This window comes from Pseudomonas sp. MNR3A, assembly GCF_009650575.1.
In the GTDB taxonomy this organism is placed as follows: domain Bacteria; phylum Pseudomonadota; class Gammaproteobacteria; order Pseudomonadales; family Pseudomonadaceae; genus Aquipseudomonas; species Aquipseudomonas machongensis.
On the sequence record NZ_VZZS01000009.1, the window covers coordinates 137,401 to 158,171 of the forward strand.

Here is a 20,771-nt window from a genome sequence, read left to right on the forward strand (position 1 = left end):
AGCGGTCTCCTTCAAGCAGTGAAACGTTGATGTTCAGCCACAGCACGCGCCACCCAGACGCGGGCCTGGCCGAGGTAATGGGCAGGGTCGAGCAACTGGTCGAGCGCTTCGCCAGACAGCTGTTCGGTGACCTGTGGCTCGTCGCCGAGCACGGCACGCAGGTGGCGCTGTTCGGCCACCGCGCGCTGGCAGCATTGCTCAAGCAGGTGATGGGCCTTGTCGCGCCCCAGACGCTGGGCCAGCACGATGCTCACCGCTTCGGCCAGCACCAGGCCTTGAGTCAGTTCAAGGTTGCGGCGCATGCGCTCGGCGTCCACCTCCATGCCCTCGGCGATCAGTTGTGCCTGGCGCAGGGCGCCGGAGACCAGGCAGCAGATGTCTGGCAGGGTCTCCCATTCGGCATGCCACAGGCCCAGGCTACGCTCGTGCTCCTGGGGCATGGCGGCGAACAGCGTCGACAGCAGCCCCGGCACGCGGGTCGCGGCGCCGATCAGCACCGCTGCACCCACAGGGTTGCGCTTGTGCGGCATGGTCGAAGAGCCGCCCTTGCCCGGCGCAGCAGGCTCGAACACCTCGCCAGCCTCGGTCTGCATCAACAGGCTGATATCGCGACCGAATTTGCCCAGGCTGCCGGCAATCAGGCCCAGCACCGAGGCGAACTCCACCAGGCGGTCGCGCTGGGTGTGCCAGGGCTGCTCGGGCAAGGCGAGGCCAAGTTGTGCCGCCAGCGCCTCGGCCACCGGCAATGCCTTGCTGCCCAGCGCCGCAAGGCTGCCAGAGGCCCCCCCGAATTGCAGGCACAACAGGCGCGGACGCAGCTCCTGCAAGCGCTGGCGGTGACGGGTCAACGCCCCGAGCATACCGGCCAGCTTCATGCCCAGCGTCACAGGCGTGGCGTGCTGCAGCCAGGTGCGCCCCACCAGCGGCGTGTCGGCATGCAGCAAAGCCTGGCGTGCGAGGGTGTCGGCGAGCTTTTCCAGATCTGCCTCGATCAACCCCAGGGCATCACGCAGTTGCAGAACCAGGCCAGTGTCCATCGCATCCTGGCTGGTAGCCCCCAGGTGCACATAACGCTCGGCCTCCGGCACGCCACTGGCAACCACCTTGCCCAGTGCCTTGACCAGCGGGATCGCCGAGTTGCCAGCCACCGCAATGGCCTGCGCCAGCGCTTGCACGTCATAGCGCTCGGCCTTGCATGCCGCCTCGATGGCTGCCACCGCGGTGTGCGGCACCAGCCCTGCGTCAGCCTCGGCGCGCGCCAGGGCAGCCTCGAAGTCGAGCATGCCCTGCAGGCGGCCATGGTCGCTGAACACCTCGCGCATGGCCGGGGCGGTGAAGTAGGCATCGAACAGTTGGTTGCTCATGCAACGTCCTTAGTGATCATGGTGCAAATACGCCGCCTGCTTGGGCAGGCGCAGGCTGAACAGGAAGGCCACCGCCATCATGGCGGTCACGTACCAGTAGAAAGTGTTCTCCATCCCCAGCGTCTTCAAGCCCAGGGCGACGTATTCGGCCGAACCGCCGAAGACCGCGTTGGCCACGGCATAGGCCAGGCCCACACCCAAGGCACGCACCTGAGGTGGGAACATCTCGGCCTTCACCAGGCCGCTGATGGAGGTATAGAAACTGACGATGCACAGCGCGAGGGTCACCAGCACGAAGGCCATGAACGGGCTGGTCACGGTCTTGAGCGCCATCAGCAACGGCACGGTGAACAGAGTGCCCAGCGCGCCGAACAACAGCATCGAGTTACGTCGGCCGATACGGTCGGACAACATGCCGAACAGTGGCTGCAGGATCATGAACAGGAACAACGCGCCAGTCATCACGAAGCTGGCGCTCTTGGCGTTCATGCCGGCCGTGTTGACCAGGTACTTCTGCATGTAGGTGGTGAAGGTGTAGAAGATCAACGAACCGCCAGCGGTATAGCCCAGCACCGTGATGAAGGCTGCGGCGTGGTTGCGGAACAGGCCACTGACGCTGCCGGCATCTTTATCCTGGCGAGTCTCGGCACTGCTGGTCTCTTTCAGCGATCGGCGCAGCATCAGCGAAATCAGCGCGGCGACGGCGCCGACCACGAACGGAATGCGCCAGCCCCAGGCGCGCAGTTCTTCTTCAGTGAGCAATTGCTGCAGGATCACCACCACCAGCACCGCCAGCAACTGGCCGCCGATCAGGGTGACGTACTGGAACGAGGCGAAGAATCCACGCTGGCCGCGCAGGGCCACCTCACTCATGTAGGTCGCGGTGGTGCCGTACTCACCGCCGACCGACAGGCCCTGGACCAGTCGCGCAAACAGCAGCAGCGCCGGAGCCCAGGTACCGATGCTCGAATAGGTCGGCAGGCAGGCGATCAGCAACGAGCCTGCGCACATCATCAACACCGAGATCATCAACGAGTTCTTGCGCCCATGACGGTCGGCCAGGCGGCCGAAAATCCAGCCACCGATGGGGCGCATCAGAAAGCCTGCGGCGAACACCCCGGCCGTGTTGAGCAACTGCACGGTGGGGTCGTCGGAGGGAAAGAACGCCGGAGCGAAGTAAATGGCGCAGAAGGCATAGACATAGAAGTCGAACCACTCCACCAGGTTGCCGGAAGAAGCCCCGACGATGGCGAAGATACGGCTTTTACGCTCCTCGCCCGTGTAATGGATTGCGGTCATGGCGTGCTTACTCCTCGAGGGTTACCATCAATTCTAGACATACCCGGTAACACTCTCGTTCCGCTTGGGGGCTGACCATTAGCCTTATGTCTTGCAGGTCCGGCCTCTTCGCGGGCAAGCCCGCTCCTACAGGATGGCGTAGATCCTCGTGAGAGCGGGCTTGCCAGCGAAGAGGACGGCACAGGTCAAACCCGCTCGATGGCCAGCGCCAACCCCTGCCCCACGCCGACACACATGGTTGCCAGGCCCTTGCGCCCGCCGCTCTTTTCCAGTTGGTGCAGCGCCGTCAGCACCAGCCGCGCGCCGCTCATGCCCAGCGGATGCCCCAGGGCGATCGCTCCGCCATTGGGGTTGACCTGTGGCGCATCGTCCGCCACGCCCAGCTCGCGCAGCACCGCCAGGCCCTGGCTGGCAAAGGCTTCGTTGAGTTCGATCACATCGAAATCAGCCACGGCGATACCCAGGCGCTCGGTGAGCTTGCGCACCGCAGGCACCGGGCCTATGCCCATCACCCGCGGCGCCACGCCGGCACTGGCCATGCCCAGGACACGGGCACGTGGGGTCAGGCCATGTTTCTTCACCGCATCGGCCGATGCCAGGATCAGCGCCGCGGCGCCATCGTTCACACCCGACGCATTGCCAGCAGTGACGGTCTTGTCCGCGCCATTGACCGGCTTGAGCCTGGCCAGCGCTTCCAGGGTGGTGTCCGGGCGCAGGTGTTCATCCTGCTCGACCAGGGTTTCGCCCTTCTTGTGGACGATACGCACCGGCACGATCTCTTCGGCGAAGAAACCTGCTGCCTGGGCGGCGGCGGCCTTCTGCTGGCTGCGCAGGGCGAAGGCATCCTGGTCGGCACGCGAGACCCGGTAATCGTCGGCAACGTTGTCGGCAGTCTCAGGCATGGCATCGACACCGTACTGAGCCTTCATCAACGGGTTGATGAAGCGCCAGCCGATGGTGGTGTCTTCAAGCTTCATGTTGCGCGAGTAGCCACTCTCGGCCTTGCCCATCACGAACGGCGCGCGCGACATCGACTCGACGCCACCGGCGATGGCCAGCTCCATCTCGCCACTGGCGATGGCGCGAAACGCCGTGCCGACCGCATCCATGCCCGAGGCGCAGAGGCGGTTGAGGGTCACGCCGGGAATGCTCTCGGGCAGGCCAGCCAGCAGCAGCGCCATGCGCGCGACGTTGCGGTTATCCTCGCCGGCCTGGTTGGCGCAGCCGAGAAACACTTCGTCGAGCTGATCCCAGCGAACCTGCGGGTTGCGCTCGACCAGCGCCTTGAGCGGCACCGCCGCCAGGTCGTCGGCGCGTACACCAGCCAAGGCGCCGCCGAAACGGCCAATCGGGGTACGGATCGCGTCGCAGATGAATACGTCACGCATCAGGCTTCTCCTGCGCTCTGGCCATGGGCTGCTGCAGTACGGGCTTCAAGATCACGCAGGGCGGTCAATTCTGTCTCGCTCGGCTCGGCGGTGGCCTGCACGTCATCGGCAAAGCGAATCGCCCAGCCGGTGGCGGCGACGATCTGTTCGCGGGTCACGCCCGGATGGATCGAGGTAACGACGAATTCGTGGGTGCCGACTTCCGGCTCCATGATGCACAGGTCGGTGATGATGCCCACCGGCCCCTCGCCGGGCAGGCCCAGGCGCTTGCGCGAATCGCCGCCCTCGCCGTGCCCGACCGAGGTGATGAAGTCGAGCTTGTCGACGAAAGCGCGCGGCGACTGCTTCAGAATGATCAGCACCTGCTTGGCGGAGCCTGCGATCTCTGGCGCACCGCCCGCGCCCGGCAGGCGAGTCTTGGGCGCGTGGTAGTCACCGACCACGGTGGTGTTGATGTTGCCGAAGCGGTCGACCTGGGCGGCGCCGAGGAAGCCCACATCGATACGACCGCCCTGCAGCCAGTAGCGGAAGATCTCGCCGGTCGGCACCACGGTGTCAGCGGTCTCGGCCAACTCGCCATCGCCGATCGACAGCGGCAGCACACTCGGTTTGGCACCGATCGGGCCAGACTCATAGATCAGCACCACGTCGGGCGACGAGGTCAGGCGCGCCAGGTTGGCGGCCTTGGACGGCAGGCCGATCCCCACAAAGCAGACGGCGCCGTTACGCAGGCGACGGGCCGCGGCCACGGTCATCATTTCGGAGGTGGAGTAGCTCATTGTTCAGCCTCCAGCTTGCGCTTGAATTCGGTGAAGTCGGTGGTGCCGCGGATGTAGGTGTCGATCCAGGCCGTGAAGGATTCGCGGTTGCGCGCGATCGGGTCCCAGGCCTGGTAGAAGCGGTTGTCGCGCTCGTAGTAGCCATGGGCGTAGGACGGGTGCGCGCCGCCCGGTACCAGGCACACTGCGCTGAGCGCCCAGGTCGGCAGTACGCAGGCGTTCATCGGCGCTTGCAGGTCGTCGACGATTTCCTCTACGGTGACGATGCAGCGCTTGGCGGCCAGGGCCGCTTCCTTCTGCACCCCGAGGATGCCCCACAGCAACACGTTGCCCTTGCGGTCGGCTTTCTGCGCGTGGATCACGGTGACATCCGGGCGAACCGAAGGCACGGCAGCCAGCACTTCGCCCGTGAAAGGGCAAGTGACCGACTTGATCAGCGGGTTGACCTTGGGCAGGTCGGAGCCGGCGTAGGCACGCAATACCGCGAACGGCAGGCCGGAGGCGCCGGCAACGTAGGCGTTGGCCAGGTCGGCATGGCTGTGCTCTTCGATCTCGATCGCGTGCGGCCATTGTTTCTCCACGGCGTCGCGCAGGCGATGCAGCGAGCCGACCCCAGGGTTGCCACCCCACGAGAAGATCAGTTTGCGCGCACAACCGGCACCGATCAGTTGGTCGTAGATCAGGTCCGGCGTCATGCGCACCAGCGTGAGGTCGCGTTTGCCCTGGCGGATGATTTCGTGACCGGCGGCGGTCGGAATCAGGTGGGTGAAACCTTCGAGGGCAACGCTGTCGCCGTCGTGGACGAACTGCTTCACGGCATCATGAAGCGAGAGGATTGCTGCCATTGGAGACTCCTGGTCAGGCTGAGTCGGGTTTGAGTGCAGCGTCGCTGCGATGGGCTCAGATTAAGGAGACCGGGGGTGGGGAAACAATCCGATAATCGACCTTTTGTGCGGTTATCGAACGGTTTGAATGCGTTACCGATGATGACGGGTGGCGACCTTTTCGCAGGCAAGCCCGCTCCCACGAGGGAGTAACTGTCTTGCTCAAAATCTAAAGGCCAGCCCAATCCCTCGACTGCCCCAAGGGTTGGATTTGTGTCCAACTTCTTGGGGGCAGTCCATCCCTGTGGAAGCGGGCTTGCCCGCGAAAAGGCCCCCCCCAAGGCCTGATCAGGTGGCGTCAGCGTGACTCACCAAGCCTTTGACGATAACCCCGACGGTCGCCAGCGCGGCCGGCACCAGGAGCGCGGTCAGCACCTGCTCGAAAGTCCAGCCCAGCCCCAGCAGCGTCGCCCCGCTCCAGGCTCCGAGAATCGCGCCGAAACGGCCAATGCCCAGCATCCACGACACCCCCGTGGCACGCCCCTGGGTCGGATAGAAGCGCGCTGCCAGCGAAGGCATCGCCGACTGTGCTCCGTTCACGCACATCCCCGCGACCAGCACCAGAATAGCCAGCAACGTGATGTTGCCCAGGCTTTGACCCACCGCGTAGGCAAACACCCCGGCCAGCAGGTAGAAGATGCCGATGACCTTGTGCGGATTGAAGCGGTCCATCGCCCAGCCCACCGCCACGGCGCTGAGTACGCCGCCGAACTGGAACAGCGCACCGATGAAGGCTGCCGTTTCAAGGCTGGCGCCACTGTCGCGCATCAGCGTCGGCAGCCAACTGGTCAGCAGGTAGACGATCACCAGGCCCATGAAGTAGGTCAGCCATAGCAGCACGGTGCCCAGGCCATATGTGCCAGAGAAGATGACCGCGAAAACGTTGCGCGCAGCCACGGCCTTCTGCTCCGGTACGCTGAAGCTCGCAGCCTGGGCAACCACGGCCGGAGCGATCGGGGCAAGCGTCTTGCGCACCTTGTCGGTGCCGCGATTGCGCACCACCAGAAAACGCGCCGACTCCGGCAACCACACCAGCAGCACCACCGCCAGCAGCAACGGCAGCACACCGCCCAGCACCAGCAGACTGTGCCAGCCGTAGGCTGGGATCAGCTTGGCAGAGATGAAGCCACCACCGGCCATGCCCAGGTTGAAGCCGCAGAACATGCTGGTCACCAGCAGCGACTTCAAGCGCTCCGGGGTGTATTCGGACAGCAGGGTCGTGGCATTGGGCATGCCAGCACCCAGGCCGAGGCCTGTCAGGAAACGCAGCACCAGCAGTTGATCGACATTGCTGGCGTACGCCGAGGCCAGGCTGAAACCGCCGAACACCAGTACCGCGCCGACCAGCACGCCCTTGCGACCGAAGCGGTCGGCCAGCGGCCCGGAACCCAGGGCACCGAAGACCATGCCAATCAGTGCGGCGCTCATTACCGGGCCCAGGCTGGCACGGTCGATCCCCCACTCCTGGGACAGCGCCGGAGCGATGAACCCCATCGCTGCGGTGTCCAGGCCATCGAGGAAGACAATCAGGAAGCACAGGATCACCACCCGCCATTGATAGCGGGACAGCGGCTGGTCGTTGATGAACGACTGTACATCGAGGCAGTTGCCGACAGCAGTTTGCGGTTTGTTCATTGTTGTTATCCAGAAGATGGGCGCGGGTACACCGCTGCGACCAATAAGGCGCAGGGCTAAAGAAACCGGTACGGGCGTTGAAATCAGCTGGGTAACGATGCAACTGCGCAAGGCAGCGAGGGGACAGTGGTCATGGGCTTGTCTCGTGTTGTTATTGTCCGGTCGGCAGCGCCGACCGTTGCGAGAAACATTAATCAGCACCTGCGGCGGGCGCAATTCACGAGGAACGACATTGTGCGTTTATCGCACAAGAATAGTTCTACCGCTTGTCCACCTATTGCGGCGGCGCGCCATCCCAGACGCTCAACCGAACAACTGATGGCAAAGATCGCGGCTGGCCGACAACAGTATGGGCAAGAAGCGCTGTTCCAGTTCGTTGCGCGTCACCCGTCCGACGTGGGTGCTGACGTTCAGTGCTGCCAGCACTTGCCCTGAAGCGTCATAGATCGGCACGGCGATCGAGCGCAACCCCTGCTCCAGCTCCTGGTCGACCACACACCAGCCCTGGGCGCGCACCTGCTGGATGCAGGCGAACAGCGACTCGGGCTCATGCAAGGTGCGGCTGGTTCGAGCCTTGAGATCGGCGCGCTCGAAGTACTCGCGCAGGCTGGTGTCGTCCAGTGCCGCCAGGAGGATTCGGCCCATGGAGGTGCAATAGGCCGGTAGGCGGCCACCCACCGACAGGTCGACCGAAATCAGACGCTCCACCGTCGCCGAGCGGGCGATGTAGAGAATGTCGTCGCCTTCGAGGGTCGCCATGTTCGCCGCTTCGTGCAGTTGCTCGCTGATACGGTCCAGGTAGGGCTGGGCCGAGACGGCCAGCGGCGTCGAGGAAAGGTAGGCATGTCCCAGCGTCAGCACCTTGGGCAGCAACGAATAGGTACGTCCGTCGGACGTGGCGTAACCGAGTTTGATCAAGGTGTGCAGACAACGACGCACTGCGGCGCGGGGGATTTCCGTGCGGTGACTGATCTGGGCAATGGTCAGATGGCGCTTGCGCTCCTGGAAGGCCTGGATCACCGCCAGCCCCCGGGCCAGAGACGTCATGAAGTCGGGGTCGCCGGTGAACGCCTGAATGCGCTTGGCCGGCGATGCGACGATCGGCGGTGCCAGGGAAGGCGAGACGGCACGCTGCGGATCGCTGGGCGTGGAAGCGTTGGTTTCATCGTTCATCGGCAGACCTCAAAAAAAACGGCGCTTCGTGCGATTATCGAACAAGCGGCCGATAATCGCAATTGACCGCCGACACGTTTGCTTATACCTTTCTCATGCCCTTGTGGCTTCTTTGGAGAGACTGGTCAGGTACCCACCGTAGAAGACTAAAGGCAGCGGCCTCGCTTACCAGCGAGGCCGTTTTCATTTCTGCACTGTTTATCCGAACTTTACTCGGTACGTCGCCTCCAACTTCCCAAGTACAACGGGTCAACTTCCCACTGCACAATCAGGCTTGAGTAAAGGCCGTGGCCATTGGTGATTCGACGGTTATAATTCGGCGCCCGGGTCTGTATGCACGCTGGGAAATGGATCCACGCGCACCGCGTGTTACAGCCCGTACCGAGAACCTCTTCAATTTATCAGGTCGATACTGTGACGAAAGATGAACTGCGCGCCGAACTCGAGCGCCAGGCAGAACGTTACAAGGATGTTTATGGTGGTGAAGTCACCACTTATGCTGCCCAACCGGAACCGGAACGCAAACCCTGGCGCAAACGTGCCAGCCTCCTTGACCAAGCCTTCTCCGAGGAACTGGAGAAGATGGAAAAGGAACGGCGCCCCGAAGAGCCTTGAGCTCAGGGCGTGATCGCAATGCGCCATGGTGCTGAACGCCATGGCGCCGTGCGCTTTTTCTGCAATCGACGATGATGAAATGGAATTACACAAATTTCATACAATCGTTTGAATCCCATGAAACCCTTCGATTGATCGCGTATTCGCTGCATTTCAACGAAATTAACGGTTTTTTATTCGTCGATTTCGCTTTGCTTCCTACCGCCGAACCGGCATGGCGGCATTAGAAAAGCTGCCATCTGTCTGTCACGGGTGCATCGATTGCCATGGTTTTCTGGCATAATCCGGCCCCCCTACGACCGCCAGAAAACCTTCATGATCGATTTATTCAGCGGACTGGATGCCTGGGTAGCCGTGAGCCTGGTGCTCGCCCTCACCTTCGTGCTCGCATTCGAGTTCATCAATGGCTTTCATGACACCGCCAACGCGGTAGCCACCGTCATCTATACCAAAGCCATGCCGCCGCACCTGGCCGTGTTCTTCTCGGGTGTGTTCAACTTCCTCGGGGTTCTGCTCGGCGGTGTCGGGGTGGCCTATGCCATCGTGCACCTGCTGCCGGTCGAGCTGCTGATCAACGTGAACACCGGGCATGGCCTGGCCATGGTCTTCTCCCTGCTCGCCGCCGCCATCACCTGGAACCTGGGAACCTGGTATTTCGGTATCCCGGCGTCCAGCTCGCACACCCTGATCGGCTCGATTCTCGGGGTTGGCCTGGCCAACGCACTGCTCAGCGACATCCCGCTGGGTGACGGCGTGAACTGGCAGAAAGCGATCGACATCGCCATGTCGCTGGTGGTCTCGCCCATGGCCGGCTTCGCCGTTGCCGCACTGGTGCTGATTGGCCTGAAATGGTGGCGCCCGCTGTCGAAGATGCACAAGACCCCGGACCAGCGCCGCAAGCTCGACGACAAGAAGCACCCACCCTTCTGGAACCGCCTGGTGCTGGTGATCTCGGCCATGGGGGTGAGCTTCGTGCACGGCTCCAACGACGGCCAGAAAGGCATTGGCCTGATCATGCTGGTGCTGATCGGTATCGTCCCGGCCAAGTTCGTTCTCGACCTGAACAGCACCACCTACCAGATCGAGCGCACCCGCGACGCCACCCTGCACATGAGCCAGTTCTACCAGCGCAATGCCGCCACGCTTGGGGAGTTCCTGGCGTTGGGCAAGGCCAAGTCGAACGACCTGCCGGAGCAGTTCAGTTGCAACCCGCAACAGACCGAGCCAACCATTGCCGCGCTGCAGAGCTCGCTCCAGGGCGTGACCGACTACCGTGACCTGAACGCCGAACAGCGTGTGGAAGTACGCCGTTACCTGCTGTGCCTGGACGACACCGCGAAAAAGGTCGGAAAACTGCCAGGGCTGGATAGCCGCGAGAAGGCCGACCTGGAAAAACTGCGCAAGGACCTCACCGCAACCACCGAATACGCCCCGTTCTGGGTGATCGTCGCCGTCGCACTGGCCTTGGGCCTGGGCACCATGGTCGGCTGGAAGCGTGTGGTACTGACCGTTGGCGAGAAGATCGGCAAGCAGGGCATGACCTACGCCCAGGGCATGTCGGCACAGATCACCGCAGCTTGCGCCATCGGTATGGCCAACGTGTTCAGCCTGCCGGTCTCGACCACCCACGTACTGTCGTCGGGTGTTGCCGGGACCATGGTCGCCAACAAGAGCGGCCTGCAAGGCGGCACGGTGAAGACCATCCTGCTGGCCTGGGTACTGACCCTGCCAGCCTCGATGGGCCTGGCGGCTGGCCTGTTCTGGCTCGCCTCCAAAGCGATCGGCTGACACCTGCAGCATTGAAAAAGGCGCCCGCGACGGCGCCTTTTTCATGCCTTGGGGAAACTCAGCGCTTCTTGCCTCCCAGCAAAGATCCCATCAAGCCTCGCACCAGTTGCCTGCCCAACTGGTTGGCGGCCTGACGCACCGCCGACTTGATCGCCTGCCCTGCCGCACTCTGCAAGAATTCACCCGCCTTGTCGGCCAGACTGTCTGCGTCAGCCTTGGGCTGAGGCGCCGGCTCCACCGGCTCGCCCTTGCGCTGGGTCAGCAGTTCATAGGCCGACTCACGGTCGATCGGTTTGTCATAACGTCCTGCCAGAGGCGACTGCGCGATCAGTGCACTGCGCTCCGCCGTGGTGAGCGGGCCGATCCGCGATTGCGGCGGCGCCACCAGCACGCGCTGGACGACCTCTGGTGTCCCCTTGTCCTGCAAGGTGCCCACCAACGCCTCGCCGATCCCCAGTTCGGTGAGCACCGTCAGGGTATCGAAGGCAGGATTGGGACGAAAACCGTCGGCCACGGCCCTGAGCGACTTCTGCTCCTTGGCAGTGAAGGCCCGCAGCCCATGCTGGATGCGCAAGCCCAACTGTGCCAGCACGGCATCGGGCAGGTCGCCCGGGGACTGGGTAACGAAGTACACCCCCACACCCTTCGAACGGATAAGCCTCACCACCTGCTCCAGACGATCCTGCAGGGCCTTGGGTGTCCCGTTGAACAGCAGGTGCGCTTCGTCGAAGAACAGCGCAAGCACCGGCTTGTCGGCGTCGCCGCGCTCCGGCAGTTGCTCGAACAGCTCGGCCAGCAGCCACAGGAGGAAGGTCGCATAGACCTTTGGCGCCTCGTGCACCAGGCGGCTGGCGTCAAGCAGGTGGATGCGCCCGCGGCCATCGCTATCGACCCGCAGCAGATCCTCCAGTTGCAGCGCCGGCTCACCGAACAACGCCTCGGCCCCCTGCTGTTCCAGCGTGGCCAGGCGCCGCTGCAAGGCTTGGGTCGAAGCGGTGGTCATCAGTGCGCTGTCCTCGCCCAGCAGCTGCGGGTTGTCCTTCAGATGCCCGAGCAGCGCCTTGAGGTCTTTCAGGTCCAGCAGCAACAGCCCCTCGCGGTCGGCAACCTTGAACGCCGCATAGAGCGCCGCCTGCTGGCTGTCGGTCAGTTCAAGCAGGTTGCCCAGCAGCAACGGGCCCATTTCGCTTAGGGTAGTGCGCAACGGATGACCACTCTGCCCGGCGATGTCCCACAGGCTCACCGGGTAGGCCTTGGGCTGGTGGGCGAGCCACGGCATCCCGGCAATGCGTTCGGCCACCTTGCCCTGGGGCGAACCCGCCGCCCCCAGGCCACACAGGTCTCCTTTCACGTCTGCCGCGAACACCGCCACACCCGCGTCGCTGAACACCTCGGCCAGACGCTGCAGGGTCACGGTCTTGCCGGTGCCGGTCGCTCCGGCGACCAGTCCATGGCGGTTGGCCAAGCGCATGGCCTGGCTGACCGGCATGCCGTCTAGACCGGCACCTACAACGATTTGCGAAGAATCCGACATCTTATTTCATCCTCTTCTCAAGCTTTGCCTAAAAGCGGCCGATATGCAGAGGCGATATTGAACCGAAATACAGGACACAACCCACCAAGGCTCACCGGATTGTTGCACTGTTTTCTGCTGTGCTTCGTGCGAGCGACCCGATAAAACCTTAGCGGACCCGACGACGTCATGAACAAAAGCCTTCGTTTCAGCCACAAGATTCTCTTGGCGGCCTCTCTGATCGTGATACTGGCCTTTGCGCTGTTCACGTTGTACAACGACTATCTCCAGCGTAATGCCATTCGCGCCAATCTGGAGAGTTACCTGGCAGAAATGGGCCAGTCCACGTCCACCACGATCCGCAACCTGTTCGAAGGGCGGATCCGGTTGGTGGAAAACCTTGCGCAGAATATCGCCCAGCATCCGGCCGATGCCGAAACCCTGATGGGGCAACAGGCGCTGATCTCCAGTTTCCTCACGGTCTACCTGGGCAAGGTCGACGGCAGCTTCAGCGTGCGCCCCGACAGCAAGATGCCCGACGGCTACGACCCGCGCGTACGCCCCTGGTACAAGGATGGCATGGCCGCCAGCGGCCCGCTCCTCACCGAACCCTACATCGACATGACCACCAACAAGATGGTCATGGGCATCCTCGACAAGGTTTCCAGCGATGTCGGCGTGGTCGGCGTGGTCGGCGGCGACCTGGCGCTGGACGGCCTGGTACAGATCATCAACTCGTTGAACTTCGGCGGCATGGGCTACGCGTTCCTGGTCAACGACCAGGGCAAGATCCTGGTGCACCCGGACAATGCCCTGGTGATGAAATCGCTGTCGGAGGCCTTCCCACAGAACACCCCGAAACTGTCCCGCGAGTTGACCGAAGTGCAGGTCGACGGCCAGGCGCGCCTGCTCACCTTCACGCCCATCCAGGGCCTGCCTTCGGCCAACTGGTACATCGGCCTGTCGGTGGACAAGGACAAAGCCTTCAGCATGCTCAGCACCTTCCGTAACTCGGCAGTGATAGCCACGCTGGTGGCGGTGGTCATCATCATCGCCCTGCTCGGCCTGCTGATCCGCGTGCTGATGCAACCGCTGCACACCATGACCCGAGCCATGGAGGACATCGCCGAAGGTGAAGGCGACCTGACCAAGCGCCTGAACATCCATAACCATGACGAGTTCGGTGTGCTCGGCAGCGCATTCAACCGCTTCGTCGAACGGGTGCACAGCTCGATTCGCGAAGTCTCCTCGGCCACCGAGCAGGTCAACGAAGTGGCGCTGCGGGTGGTCAGCGCCTCCAACTCCTCGATGCTCAACTCGGACGAGCAGGCCAACCGCACCAACAGCGTCGCCGCCGCCATCAACGAGCTGGGCGCCGCGGCCCAGGAAATCGCCGGCAATGCCGCACAAGCCTCGCAGCATGCCAGCTCTGCCCGATTGCTCGCCGAAGAAGGGCAGCAGGTGGTCGAGCACAATATCCAGGCGATGAACCGCCTGTCGGCGCTGATCGTCAGTTCCAGTGCGCATATCGAGGCCCTCAACGACAAGACCGTCAACATCGGCCAGATCCTCGAGGTCATCACCAGCATCTCCCAACAGACCAACCTGCTGGCGCTGAACGCGGCCATCGAGGCCGCCCGCGCCGGTGAGGCCGGCCGCGGCTTCGCGGTGGTGGCCGACGAGGTGCGCAACCTCGCCCACCGTACCCAGGAATCGGCGCAGCAGGTCCAGGGGATGATCGAGGAGTTGCAGGTCGGCGCCCGCACCTCGGTCGAGACCATGGACCAGAGTCAACGCCACAGCCAGGACGGCGTGCAGATCGCCAACCAGGCCGGCGAGCGCTTGGGCAGTGTGACCCAGCGCATTGGCGAGATCGACGGCATGAACCAGTCGGTGGCCACCGCCACCGAGGAACAGACCTCGGTGGTGGAGTCGATCAACATGGACATCAACGAGATCAACACGCTCAACCAGGAGGGCGTGGAAAACCTGCAGGCCACCCTGCGCGCCTGCTCCGATCTGGAACAGCAGGCCGCACGCCTCAAGCAACTGGTGGGCAGTTTCCGCATCTGACGCCTGAGCGCTGTGCAGCACCTGTGGGAGCGGCGGGGTATCCCGACTCGCCCGCTCCCGCAGCGGGCAAGCCAGGACGCCCCGCCGCCCAATCCCGATCGAACAAACTATCCTTCATAAAGGTCAATCTTTAGGCGCGTCACCGTCGGTCTGTTACCGCCGGATGACAGACCCGAAGACGATCCCGGAGGGATGCTGATCGTGCACATCGCTGACATCACCATGTTCTACGCCCCGGCCAGCGGCGGTGTACGGACCTATCTTGATGCCAAACACCATCGCCTCGACGCCATGCCCGGCGTACGCCACAGTCTGCTGATCCCCGGCCCCAGCGCCCGTGATGCCAATGGCATCTACCAGGTGCCCGCGCCGCCCCTGCCGTTCGGCAAGGGCTACCGTTTTCCGGTACGCCTGACGCCCTGGTGCAACGAGCTACGCCGCCTCAAGCCTGACCTGATCGAGGTCGGCGATCCCTACCTCACCGCCTGGGCCGCCCTTGAAGCGCGACGCAAGCTGGACGTGCCGGTGATCGGCTTCTATCACTCCGACCTGCCATTGCTGGTCAGCAACCGCATGGGCAACTGGTTCACCCCCAATGTCGAAGCCTATGTCAGCAAGCTCTACGGCAATTTCGACCGGGTGCTGGCGCCGAGCCAGGTGATGGCCGACAAACTGCGCCGTCTTGGCGTGCGGGATGTGCATGTACAGCCCCTGGGGGTCGACCTGAATACCTTCCACCCCGACAGGCGCGATCCGCACCTGCGGGCCCAGCTCGGCCTTCCCGACACCACTCGTCTGCTCGTCTTCGCCGGTCGCGGCTCGCGGGAGAAGAACTTGCCAGTGCTGCTCGAGTGCATGGGCCACCTGGGTCGCCATTACCACCTGTTGCTGGTCGGCTCGAACATGCCGGCCAACGTGCCGGACAACGTCAGCGTGATCGACCACTTCTGCCCCGCCGATGAAGTGGCCCGCCTGCTCGCCAGTGCCGACCTGTTGCTGCACGCCGGCGACCAGGAAACCTTTGGCCTGGTGATACTCGAGGCCATGGCCAGCGCCACACCGGTGGTCGCCGTGCGCGCCGGGGCTTTCGGCGAGATCGTCAACGACCAGTGCGGGCGCCTATGCCAGGCCAACGACAGCCAGGCAATGGCCGGGGCAGTGCGCGAAATCTTCGAAGCCGGCGTGCGCCCCCTCGGCGCCCAGGCCCGTCGCCATGTGGAGCAGCATTACTCATGGGACAGCGTGGTCGATGGCCTGCTGCTGCACTACCAGGCCGTGCTTGGCCTGTCGCCACAGGTACGCGCCCATGCGTGAAGCGCCCGCCGATTCGCGTAGCCTGATGCTGGTGCTGCACGATGTCGCGCCCGAAACCTGGCCCGACTACCGCCCCTTCGTCGAAGCCGTCGATGCAATGGGCGACGTGCCCATGACCTGGCTGGTGGTCCCGGACTTCCACCACCGCAACGCATTGGCCCGTTCCCCCGACTTCTGCCGCCTGCTCGATCGGCGCCTGGCGCGCGGCGACGAATTGGCGCTGCACGGTTTCTACCACGCCGACGATGGCCCTGCCCCACGCGGGCCTGCCGAGTACTTCATGCGCCGGATCTACACCCATGAGGGCGAGTTCTATGCGCTGGAGCAGCGCGAAGCCCTGCAACGTCTGGAGGCGGGCCTGGCCCTGTTCGCCAGCCAGGGCTGGCCGGTCGCAGGCTTCGTCGCGCCCGCCTGGCTGATGAGCGAAGGCACCCGCCAAGCCCTGCGCCGCCTGCCGCTGCGCTACACCAGCACACCGCAGCACCTTTATCGGCTGCCGGACTTCACCGCGATCGAAGCTCCCGGACTGGTCTGGAGCGCCCGCAGTGCATGGCGCCGCGGTATGTCACGGGTGCTCTGTGACTGGCAGGCCCGACGCTGGCGCCAGGCCGAAACCCTGCGCCTGGGCCTGCATCCGGTGGATATGCGCCATGCCAGCGCACGCAACTATTGGTTGCGCACCCTGCGTGAATTGATCGAGCAAGGGCGTGAGCCTCTGACCAAATCCGCCTGGCTGGAGCGCAGGATCTGCCCATGAACCGCCTCGCCTGGCTGGGGCTGGCACTGGTGCTCGCCGTGCTGGTGCCGGGTTTGCTCGGCGGCAGCCAACTGTTGCCGCGCCTGCAGACGTTCGACCCTGGGCTGATGGCAACGCTGCTAGGCATGATTCTGCTGTGCTGGATCATCAACGCCGTGCGCCTGCGCTTGCTGCTCGGCCAGCAGGGCGCGCAACTGGGCAGAGTACGCAGCCTGGGTGTGGTGATGGCGACCGAATTCGCCATCTGCACTACGCCCGGCGGTAGCGGAGGCCCTTTGACCCTGATGACACTGCTGGCCCGCGAACGCATTGGCCCCGCCCGCAGCGGCGCAGTGTTCGCCATGGATCAGTTGAACGACCTGCTGTTCTTCTTCTGCGCCATGCTGGCCATCGCCGGCTACGCCCTGTTCCACAGCCTGGGCCGCAGCCAGGAAAGCATGTTGCTGGGCAGTGCCGCCTTGCTGTGTGGCGTGCTGGCGGCAATCGTCGTGCTGCTGCGCTGCCGTCGTGGCGTGATGCGCTGGAACGGCCGTCTGCTGCAACGCCTGGGTTTGTCGACAAGCCGTCGTCGGCGCTGGGCACGTAGGCTGCTGCGCTTCATCCGGGCACTGGCCGAAACCTGGCGCCTGCCCAAGCGCACGCTGGCGCTGGTATTCGCCCTCACCTGCGCGCACTGGAGCTTGCGCTACAGCGTGCTGTATCTGGTATTGAGGGGGCTGGGGGTGGAGCTGTCGTGGATACCGAGCTTCCTGGTGCAGATGCTCTCGCTCAGTGCCGGCCAATTCAGCCTGCTGCCGGGCGGTGCAGGGGCCGCCGAGCTGACGTCGGCGACCCTGCTGTCGCCACTGGTGGGCAGCTCGACAGCGGCGGCGGCGATCCTGATCTGGCGCGCCGTCACTTATTACTTCTATCTGCTCGCCGGGGGGCCGGTATTCGTCTGCCTGCTGGCGCGCCCGTTGCTGGAGCGCTGGCGGCGTCAGGCGGGTTGAGTTGCTCCCAGAGCTCGGCGGCACCTTCGAACTCGGTACCGTCTTCGTCGCTCAACGCCTCGGGATCGTAGCGCGCCAGGCAGCCTTCACCGAGTGTCGGCGGAGGCTGGGCGCCAGCCTTGTCACGCGGATCGGCCATCTGGGCGGGCTCCGGTCAGTCGAAGACCACGGTCTTGTTGCCGTGAACCAGCACGCGGTCTTCCAGGTGGTAGCGCAAACCCCGCGCCAGCACCATTTTCTCCACATCACGACCGAAGCGAACCATATCCTCGATGCTGTCGGCATGGTTCACACGCACCACGTCCTGCTCGATGATGGGACCTGCGTCCAGCTCTTCGGTGACATAGTGGCAAGTGGCACCGATCAGCTTCACACCACGCAGTGCAGCCTGGTGGTAGGGCTTGGCGCCGACGAACGATGGCAGGAAGCTGTGGTGGATGTTGATCACACGCCCCGCGTAGTCCTGGCACAACTGTGGCGGCAGGATCTGCATGTAGCGCGCCAGTACCACCACATCAGCACCATGCTCGGCAACCAGGCGCGAAACTTCGGCGAAGGCCGGGGCCTTGTCCTTGGGATCGACCGGCACGTGGAAAAACGGAATACCGTGCCACTCGACCATGCTGCGCAGGTCGTTGTGGTTGGAGATCACGCACGGGATATCGCAGTCCAGTTCATCGGTGTGCCAGCGGTGCAGCAGGTCGGCCAGGCAGTGCGACTCGCGACTGGCCATCAGCACCACGCGCTTCTTCTGCGCCGAGTCGGTGATATTCCAGCTCATCGAGAACTCTTCGGCGATCGGCGCAAAGGCCTCGCGGAAGGCCTCGATACCGAATGGCAGCGATTCGGCGCGGATTTCATGGCGCATGAAGAACCACCCGCTCTGCTCGTCGGAATGGTGGCTGGCTTCGTTGATCCAGCCGTTGTACAAGGCCAGGAAGTTACTGACTTTTGCCACGATGCCGACACGGTCGGGGCAGGCAATCGTCAGACGATAGGTGCGCATGGATCAGACTCCGGAAAACTTCGCAAAGGCGCACATTCTAGCCATCTGCCGTGAAAAAGGCAGTAACCATTGGCCTGTGTGGCGGCTCAATGCCGCCCTGGACCCTCCGCGGGCTGGCGGATGAGGTGAGAAGATAGGCATAAGGCAATATGTAAATTTTTCTTTACCGACGCATTCTTATTGTTGCGTCACAATGATTCGACATTTCACACCCTTATTAATTGTTTACTTGCGAGTATCGCCTGTCTATTATTGGCCCACTGTCTCTCTGTACATTCACCAAGGAACACTCCATGTCCCTGATCAACGAATACCGCGCCACCGAAGAAGCTATCAAGGAACTTCAAGCTCGCCTCGCCAACCTGTCGCAAGATGACAAGCTGAAGAAAGAGCTGGAATTCGAAGGCAAACTGCGCGCACTGATGGGCGAATACTCCAAGTCGCTGCGTGACGTGATTGCCCTGCTCGACCCGGAATCCAAACTGAGCAAGGCCCCGCGTGGCGCTGCCAAGACCACCAGCACCAAACGTGCTCGCAAGGTCAAGCAATACAAAAACCCGCACAACGGTGAAGTGATTGAAACCAAAGGCGGCAACCACAAGACCCTGAAAGAATGGAAAGCCAAGTGGGGTGGTGACGTGGTTGAAAGCTGGGCAACCCTGCTGGACTGATCCAGACAATTGCGTATGGCTTCAACAAAACGCCGGCTGATCGCCGGCGTTTTTATTTATTCTGCCAACCCATAGTGCATTCGCAGTTTCCCGGCATGCGCCAGCCAGGCCTCCAGCACCTGCCGCCCGGCATCGTCCGCATTGGCCAGACTCGCCTGCGCCGCCTGCTCGAAATCGCTCAGGGTGTTGGGCGCGCCCAGCTGCGGATCGCTCAGGCGCTGCTGGCAGAAGCGATGCCAGCGTTGTTGCTCCTGTTCGTTCAGCGTGTCGATAAAGTTGCGCGCTCGATAACGAAACAATAGCTCGGGCATGCGCGCATCATCGAACATCCAGTGCCCCTGCCCCAACTGTCGCGGCTCGCTCAAACGAACTTGCTCGCACAGGCGCCGATCACGATCCCCGAGAAATCCCTCGTACAACTGTTGCTCAGGATCTTCGCTGGGTGCGAATTCATCAGCGCTGTAAACGTTCTCCAGCTTGTCCCGCCACACGGCATGCTGCTGAATCAATTGTTCGGCGCGAGACTGAACAAGCGACATATCCAGACCCAGTCGCTGTTGATCGACCGGGCGCAATACGTTCAATGGCGCCACCACCGGGCACTTGTTGATGTGCACCAACTTCAGCGGAACCGGCAATTCGCCGTCAGCCAACTCCTCGCGCCGCGTGTACAAGCGCGAACGCAATACCTCGGCACTTTCCCTTATTAAAGGCAAGGTTTCCATGTGCAGGTCGCACACAATCAGTGCATTGCGATTACGCGGGTGCCAGGCCAAGGGTAATACCACCCCCAGGTAACTACGTTCGCTGGAGAAGCGCCCGGAGATATGCACCAGCGGCTGGAGCAGGCGAATCTGCTCCATGACTTTGTGCTTGCTACGCAATTGGAACAACCAGTCATAAAGTTTGGGCTGGCGTTGGCGAATCAGACGAGCCAAGGCGATGGTGGCCCGCACATCGGACAGGGCCTCGTGGGCATGACCGTGGTCGATGCCGTTGGCCTTGCTCAGCAACTCCAGGCGCAGGCTGGTGCGCCCCTCCTGCTGCGGCCAGACGATACCTTCCGGGCGCAGGGCATAGGCGGTACGCACTACATCGATCAAGTCCCAGCGGCTGTTGCCACCCTGCCACTCACGGGCGTAGGGGTCGAAGAAATTGCGGTAGAGGCTGTAGCGAGTGACTTCATCATCGAAGCGCAAGGTGTTGTACCCTGCGCCACAGGTGCCGGGGCGCGACAACTGTTCATGCACCCTGGTCATGAACTCCGCTTCCCCCAGGCCTTTGGCGATCAATTGTTCAGGGGTGATACCGGTTACCAGGCAGGCAGCGGGGTGCGGCAGGATGTCGTCGGAGGGGCGGCAATACAGGTTGACCGGTTCGTCGATCTCGTTGAGTTCGAAATCGGTGCGTACGCCTGCAACCTGCAACGGCCGATCGCAGCGCGGATTGATACCGGTAGTTTCGTAGTCGTGCCAGAAGATGCTGGAGCTCACGGTGTCGTCCTGTACAAAGTTCGCGGACGA

General features: G+C 63.1%; 18 protein-coding genes. 7 read left to right on the top strand and 11 right to left on the bottom strand.

What is annotated here, in order from left to right; translation table 11 throughout:
• Nucleotides 1-11 precede the first annotated feature (11 nt).
• From F6X62_RS07770 to pcaR, 7 genes are all read right to left on the bottom strand, one after another.
• A complete protein-coding gene (locus F6X62_RS07770) occupies nt 12-1,364 on the bottom strand; it encodes a 3-carboxy-cis,cis-muconate cycloisomerase (RefSeq protein WP_065864245.1) in 1,353 nt (450 codons plus the stop codon).
• 9 nt (nt 1,365-1,373) lie between these two features.
• Nucleotides 1,374-2,663: an MFS family transporter gene (locus F6X62_RS07775; protein ID WP_054893781.1), complete on the bottom strand. Its 1,290-nt coding sequence runs from the start codon at nt 2,661-2,663 to the stop codon at nt 1,374-1,376.
• A 185-nt stretch (nt 2,664-2,848) separates the two neighbouring features.
• On the bottom strand, nt 2,849-4,054 hold the full coding sequence (gene pcaF, locus F6X62_RS07780; RefSeq protein ID WP_178117532.1) for a 3-oxoadipyl-CoA thiolase: 1,206 nt from the start codon (nt 4,052-4,054) through the stop codon (nt 2,849-2,851).
• On the bottom strand, nt 4,051-4,830 hold the full coding sequence (locus F6X62_RS07785; protein WP_054893783.1) for a CoA-transferase subunit beta: 780 nt from the start codon (nt 4,828-4,830) through the stop codon (nt 4,051-4,053). The genes pcaF and F6X62_RS07785 overlap by 4 nt, the downstream gene beginning before the upstream one ends.
• Nucleotides 4,827-5,675 carry a CoA transferase subunit A gene (locus tag F6X62_RS07790; RefSeq protein WP_054893784.1) on the bottom strand — a complete coding sequence of 283 codons (849 nt, stop codon included), beginning with the start codon at nt 5,673-5,675 and terminating at the stop codon, nt 4,827-4,829. The genes F6X62_RS07785 and F6X62_RS07790 overlap by 4 nt, the downstream gene beginning before the upstream one ends.
• A gap of 327 nt (nt 5,676-6,002) precedes the next feature.
• Nucleotides 6,003-7,349, bottom strand: coding sequence for an MFS transporter (locus F6X62_RS07795; protein WP_063545964.1), 1,347 nt, complete (start codon nt 7,347-7,349; stop codon nt 6,003-6,005).
• 303 nt (nt 7,350-7,652) lie between these two features.
• Entirely contained in the window at nt 7,653-8,522 is an 870-nt protein-coding gene (gene pcaR / locus F6X62_RS07800; protein ID WP_153773157.1) for a pca regulon transcriptional regulator PcaR, read from the bottom strand.
• A 414-nt stretch (nt 8,523-8,936) separates the two neighbouring features.
• Between pcaR and F6X62_RS07805 the strand changes: the two genes are divergently transcribed.
• Nucleotides 8,937-9,137: a hypothetical protein gene (locus F6X62_RS07805; protein ID WP_081255307.1), complete on the top strand. Its 201-nt coding sequence runs from the start codon at nt 8,937-8,939 to the stop codon at nt 9,135-9,137.
• 315 nt (nt 9,138-9,452) lie between these two features.
• Nucleotides 9,453-10,925, top strand: coding sequence for an inorganic phosphate transporter (locus F6X62_RS07810; protein ID WP_153773158.1), 1,473 nt, complete (start codon nt 9,453-9,455; stop codon nt 10,923-10,925).
• Nucleotides 10,926-10,983: 58 nt separating this feature from the next.
• Here the strand turns inward: F6X62_RS07810 and F6X62_RS07815 are convergent, their stop codons facing one another.
• Nucleotides 10,984-12,459: a helicase HerA-like domain-containing protein gene (locus F6X62_RS07815; RefSeq protein ID WP_153773159.1), complete on the bottom strand. Its 1,476-nt coding sequence runs from the start codon at nt 12,457-12,459 to the stop codon at nt 10,984-10,986.
• A gap of 168 nt (nt 12,460-12,627) precedes the next feature.
• Here F6X62_RS07815 and F6X62_RS07820 point away from each other — a divergent pair, with 168 nt between their 5' ends.
• The 4 genes from F6X62_RS07820 (at nt 12,628) to F6X62_RS07835 (ending at nt 17,571) form a co-directional block, all read left to right on the top strand.
• Nucleotides 12,628-14,511 carry a methyl-accepting chemotaxis protein gene (locus tag F6X62_RS07820; protein ID WP_153773160.1) on the top strand — a complete coding sequence of 628 codons (1,884 nt, stop codon included), beginning with the start codon at nt 12,628-12,630 and terminating at the stop codon, nt 14,509-14,511.
• A gap of 192 nt (nt 14,512-14,703) precedes the next feature.
• Nucleotides 14,704-15,825, top strand: a complete 1,122-nt coding sequence (locus tag F6X62_RS07825) for a glycosyltransferase family 1 protein (protein WP_125931518.1) — start codon at nt 14,704-14,706, stop codon at nt 15,823-15,825.
• Nucleotides 15,818-16,582, top strand: a complete 765-nt coding sequence (locus F6X62_RS07830) for a DUF2334 domain-containing protein (protein ID WP_153773161.1) — start codon at nt 15,818-15,820, stop codon at nt 16,580-16,582. The genes F6X62_RS07825 and F6X62_RS07830 overlap by 8 nt, the downstream gene beginning before the upstream one ends.
• Complete coding sequence (locus F6X62_RS07835; protein ID WP_153773162.1) at nt 16,579-17,571, top strand: lysylphosphatidylglycerol synthase transmembrane domain-containing protein; 993 nt, start codon at nt 16,579-16,581, stop codon at nt 17,569-17,571. The genes F6X62_RS07830 and F6X62_RS07835 overlap by 4 nt, the downstream gene beginning before the upstream one ends.
• Here F6X62_RS07835 and F6X62_RS25375 read toward each other — a convergent pair.
• Nucleotides 17,477-17,710: a hypothetical protein gene (locus F6X62_RS25375; protein WP_232233497.1), complete on the bottom strand. Its 234-nt coding sequence runs from the start codon at nt 17,708-17,710 to the stop codon at nt 17,477-17,479. The two genes, F6X62_RS07835 and F6X62_RS25375, sit on opposite strands and share 95 nt — an antisense overlap.
• Before the next feature lie 15 nt (nt 17,711-17,725).
• Entirely contained in the window at nt 17,726-18,577 is an 852-nt protein-coding gene (gene purU / locus F6X62_RS07840) for a formyltetrahydrofolate deformylase (RefSeq protein ID WP_054893794.1), read from the bottom strand.
• Nucleotides 18,578-18,870: 293 nt separating this feature from the next.
• Here purU and mvaT point away from each other — a divergent pair, with 293 nt between their 5' ends.
• Complete coding sequence (mvaT, locus tag F6X62_RS07845) at nt 18,871-19,248, top strand: histone-like nucleoid-structuring protein MvaT (protein WP_063545971.1); 378 nt, start codon at nt 18,871-18,873, stop codon at nt 19,246-19,248.
• Nucleotides 19,249-19,304: 56 nt separating this feature from the next.
• Here mvaT and sbcB read toward each other — a convergent pair whose 3' ends face one another.
• The gene (sbcB, locus tag F6X62_RS07850) at nt 19,305-20,741 is read right to left on the bottom strand and encodes an exodeoxyribonuclease I (RefSeq protein WP_153773163.1); all 1,437 of its coding nucleotides are present in this window, start codon (nt 20,739-20,741) and stop codon (nt 19,305-19,307) included.
• Nucleotides 20,742-20,771 lie beyond the last annotated feature (30 nt).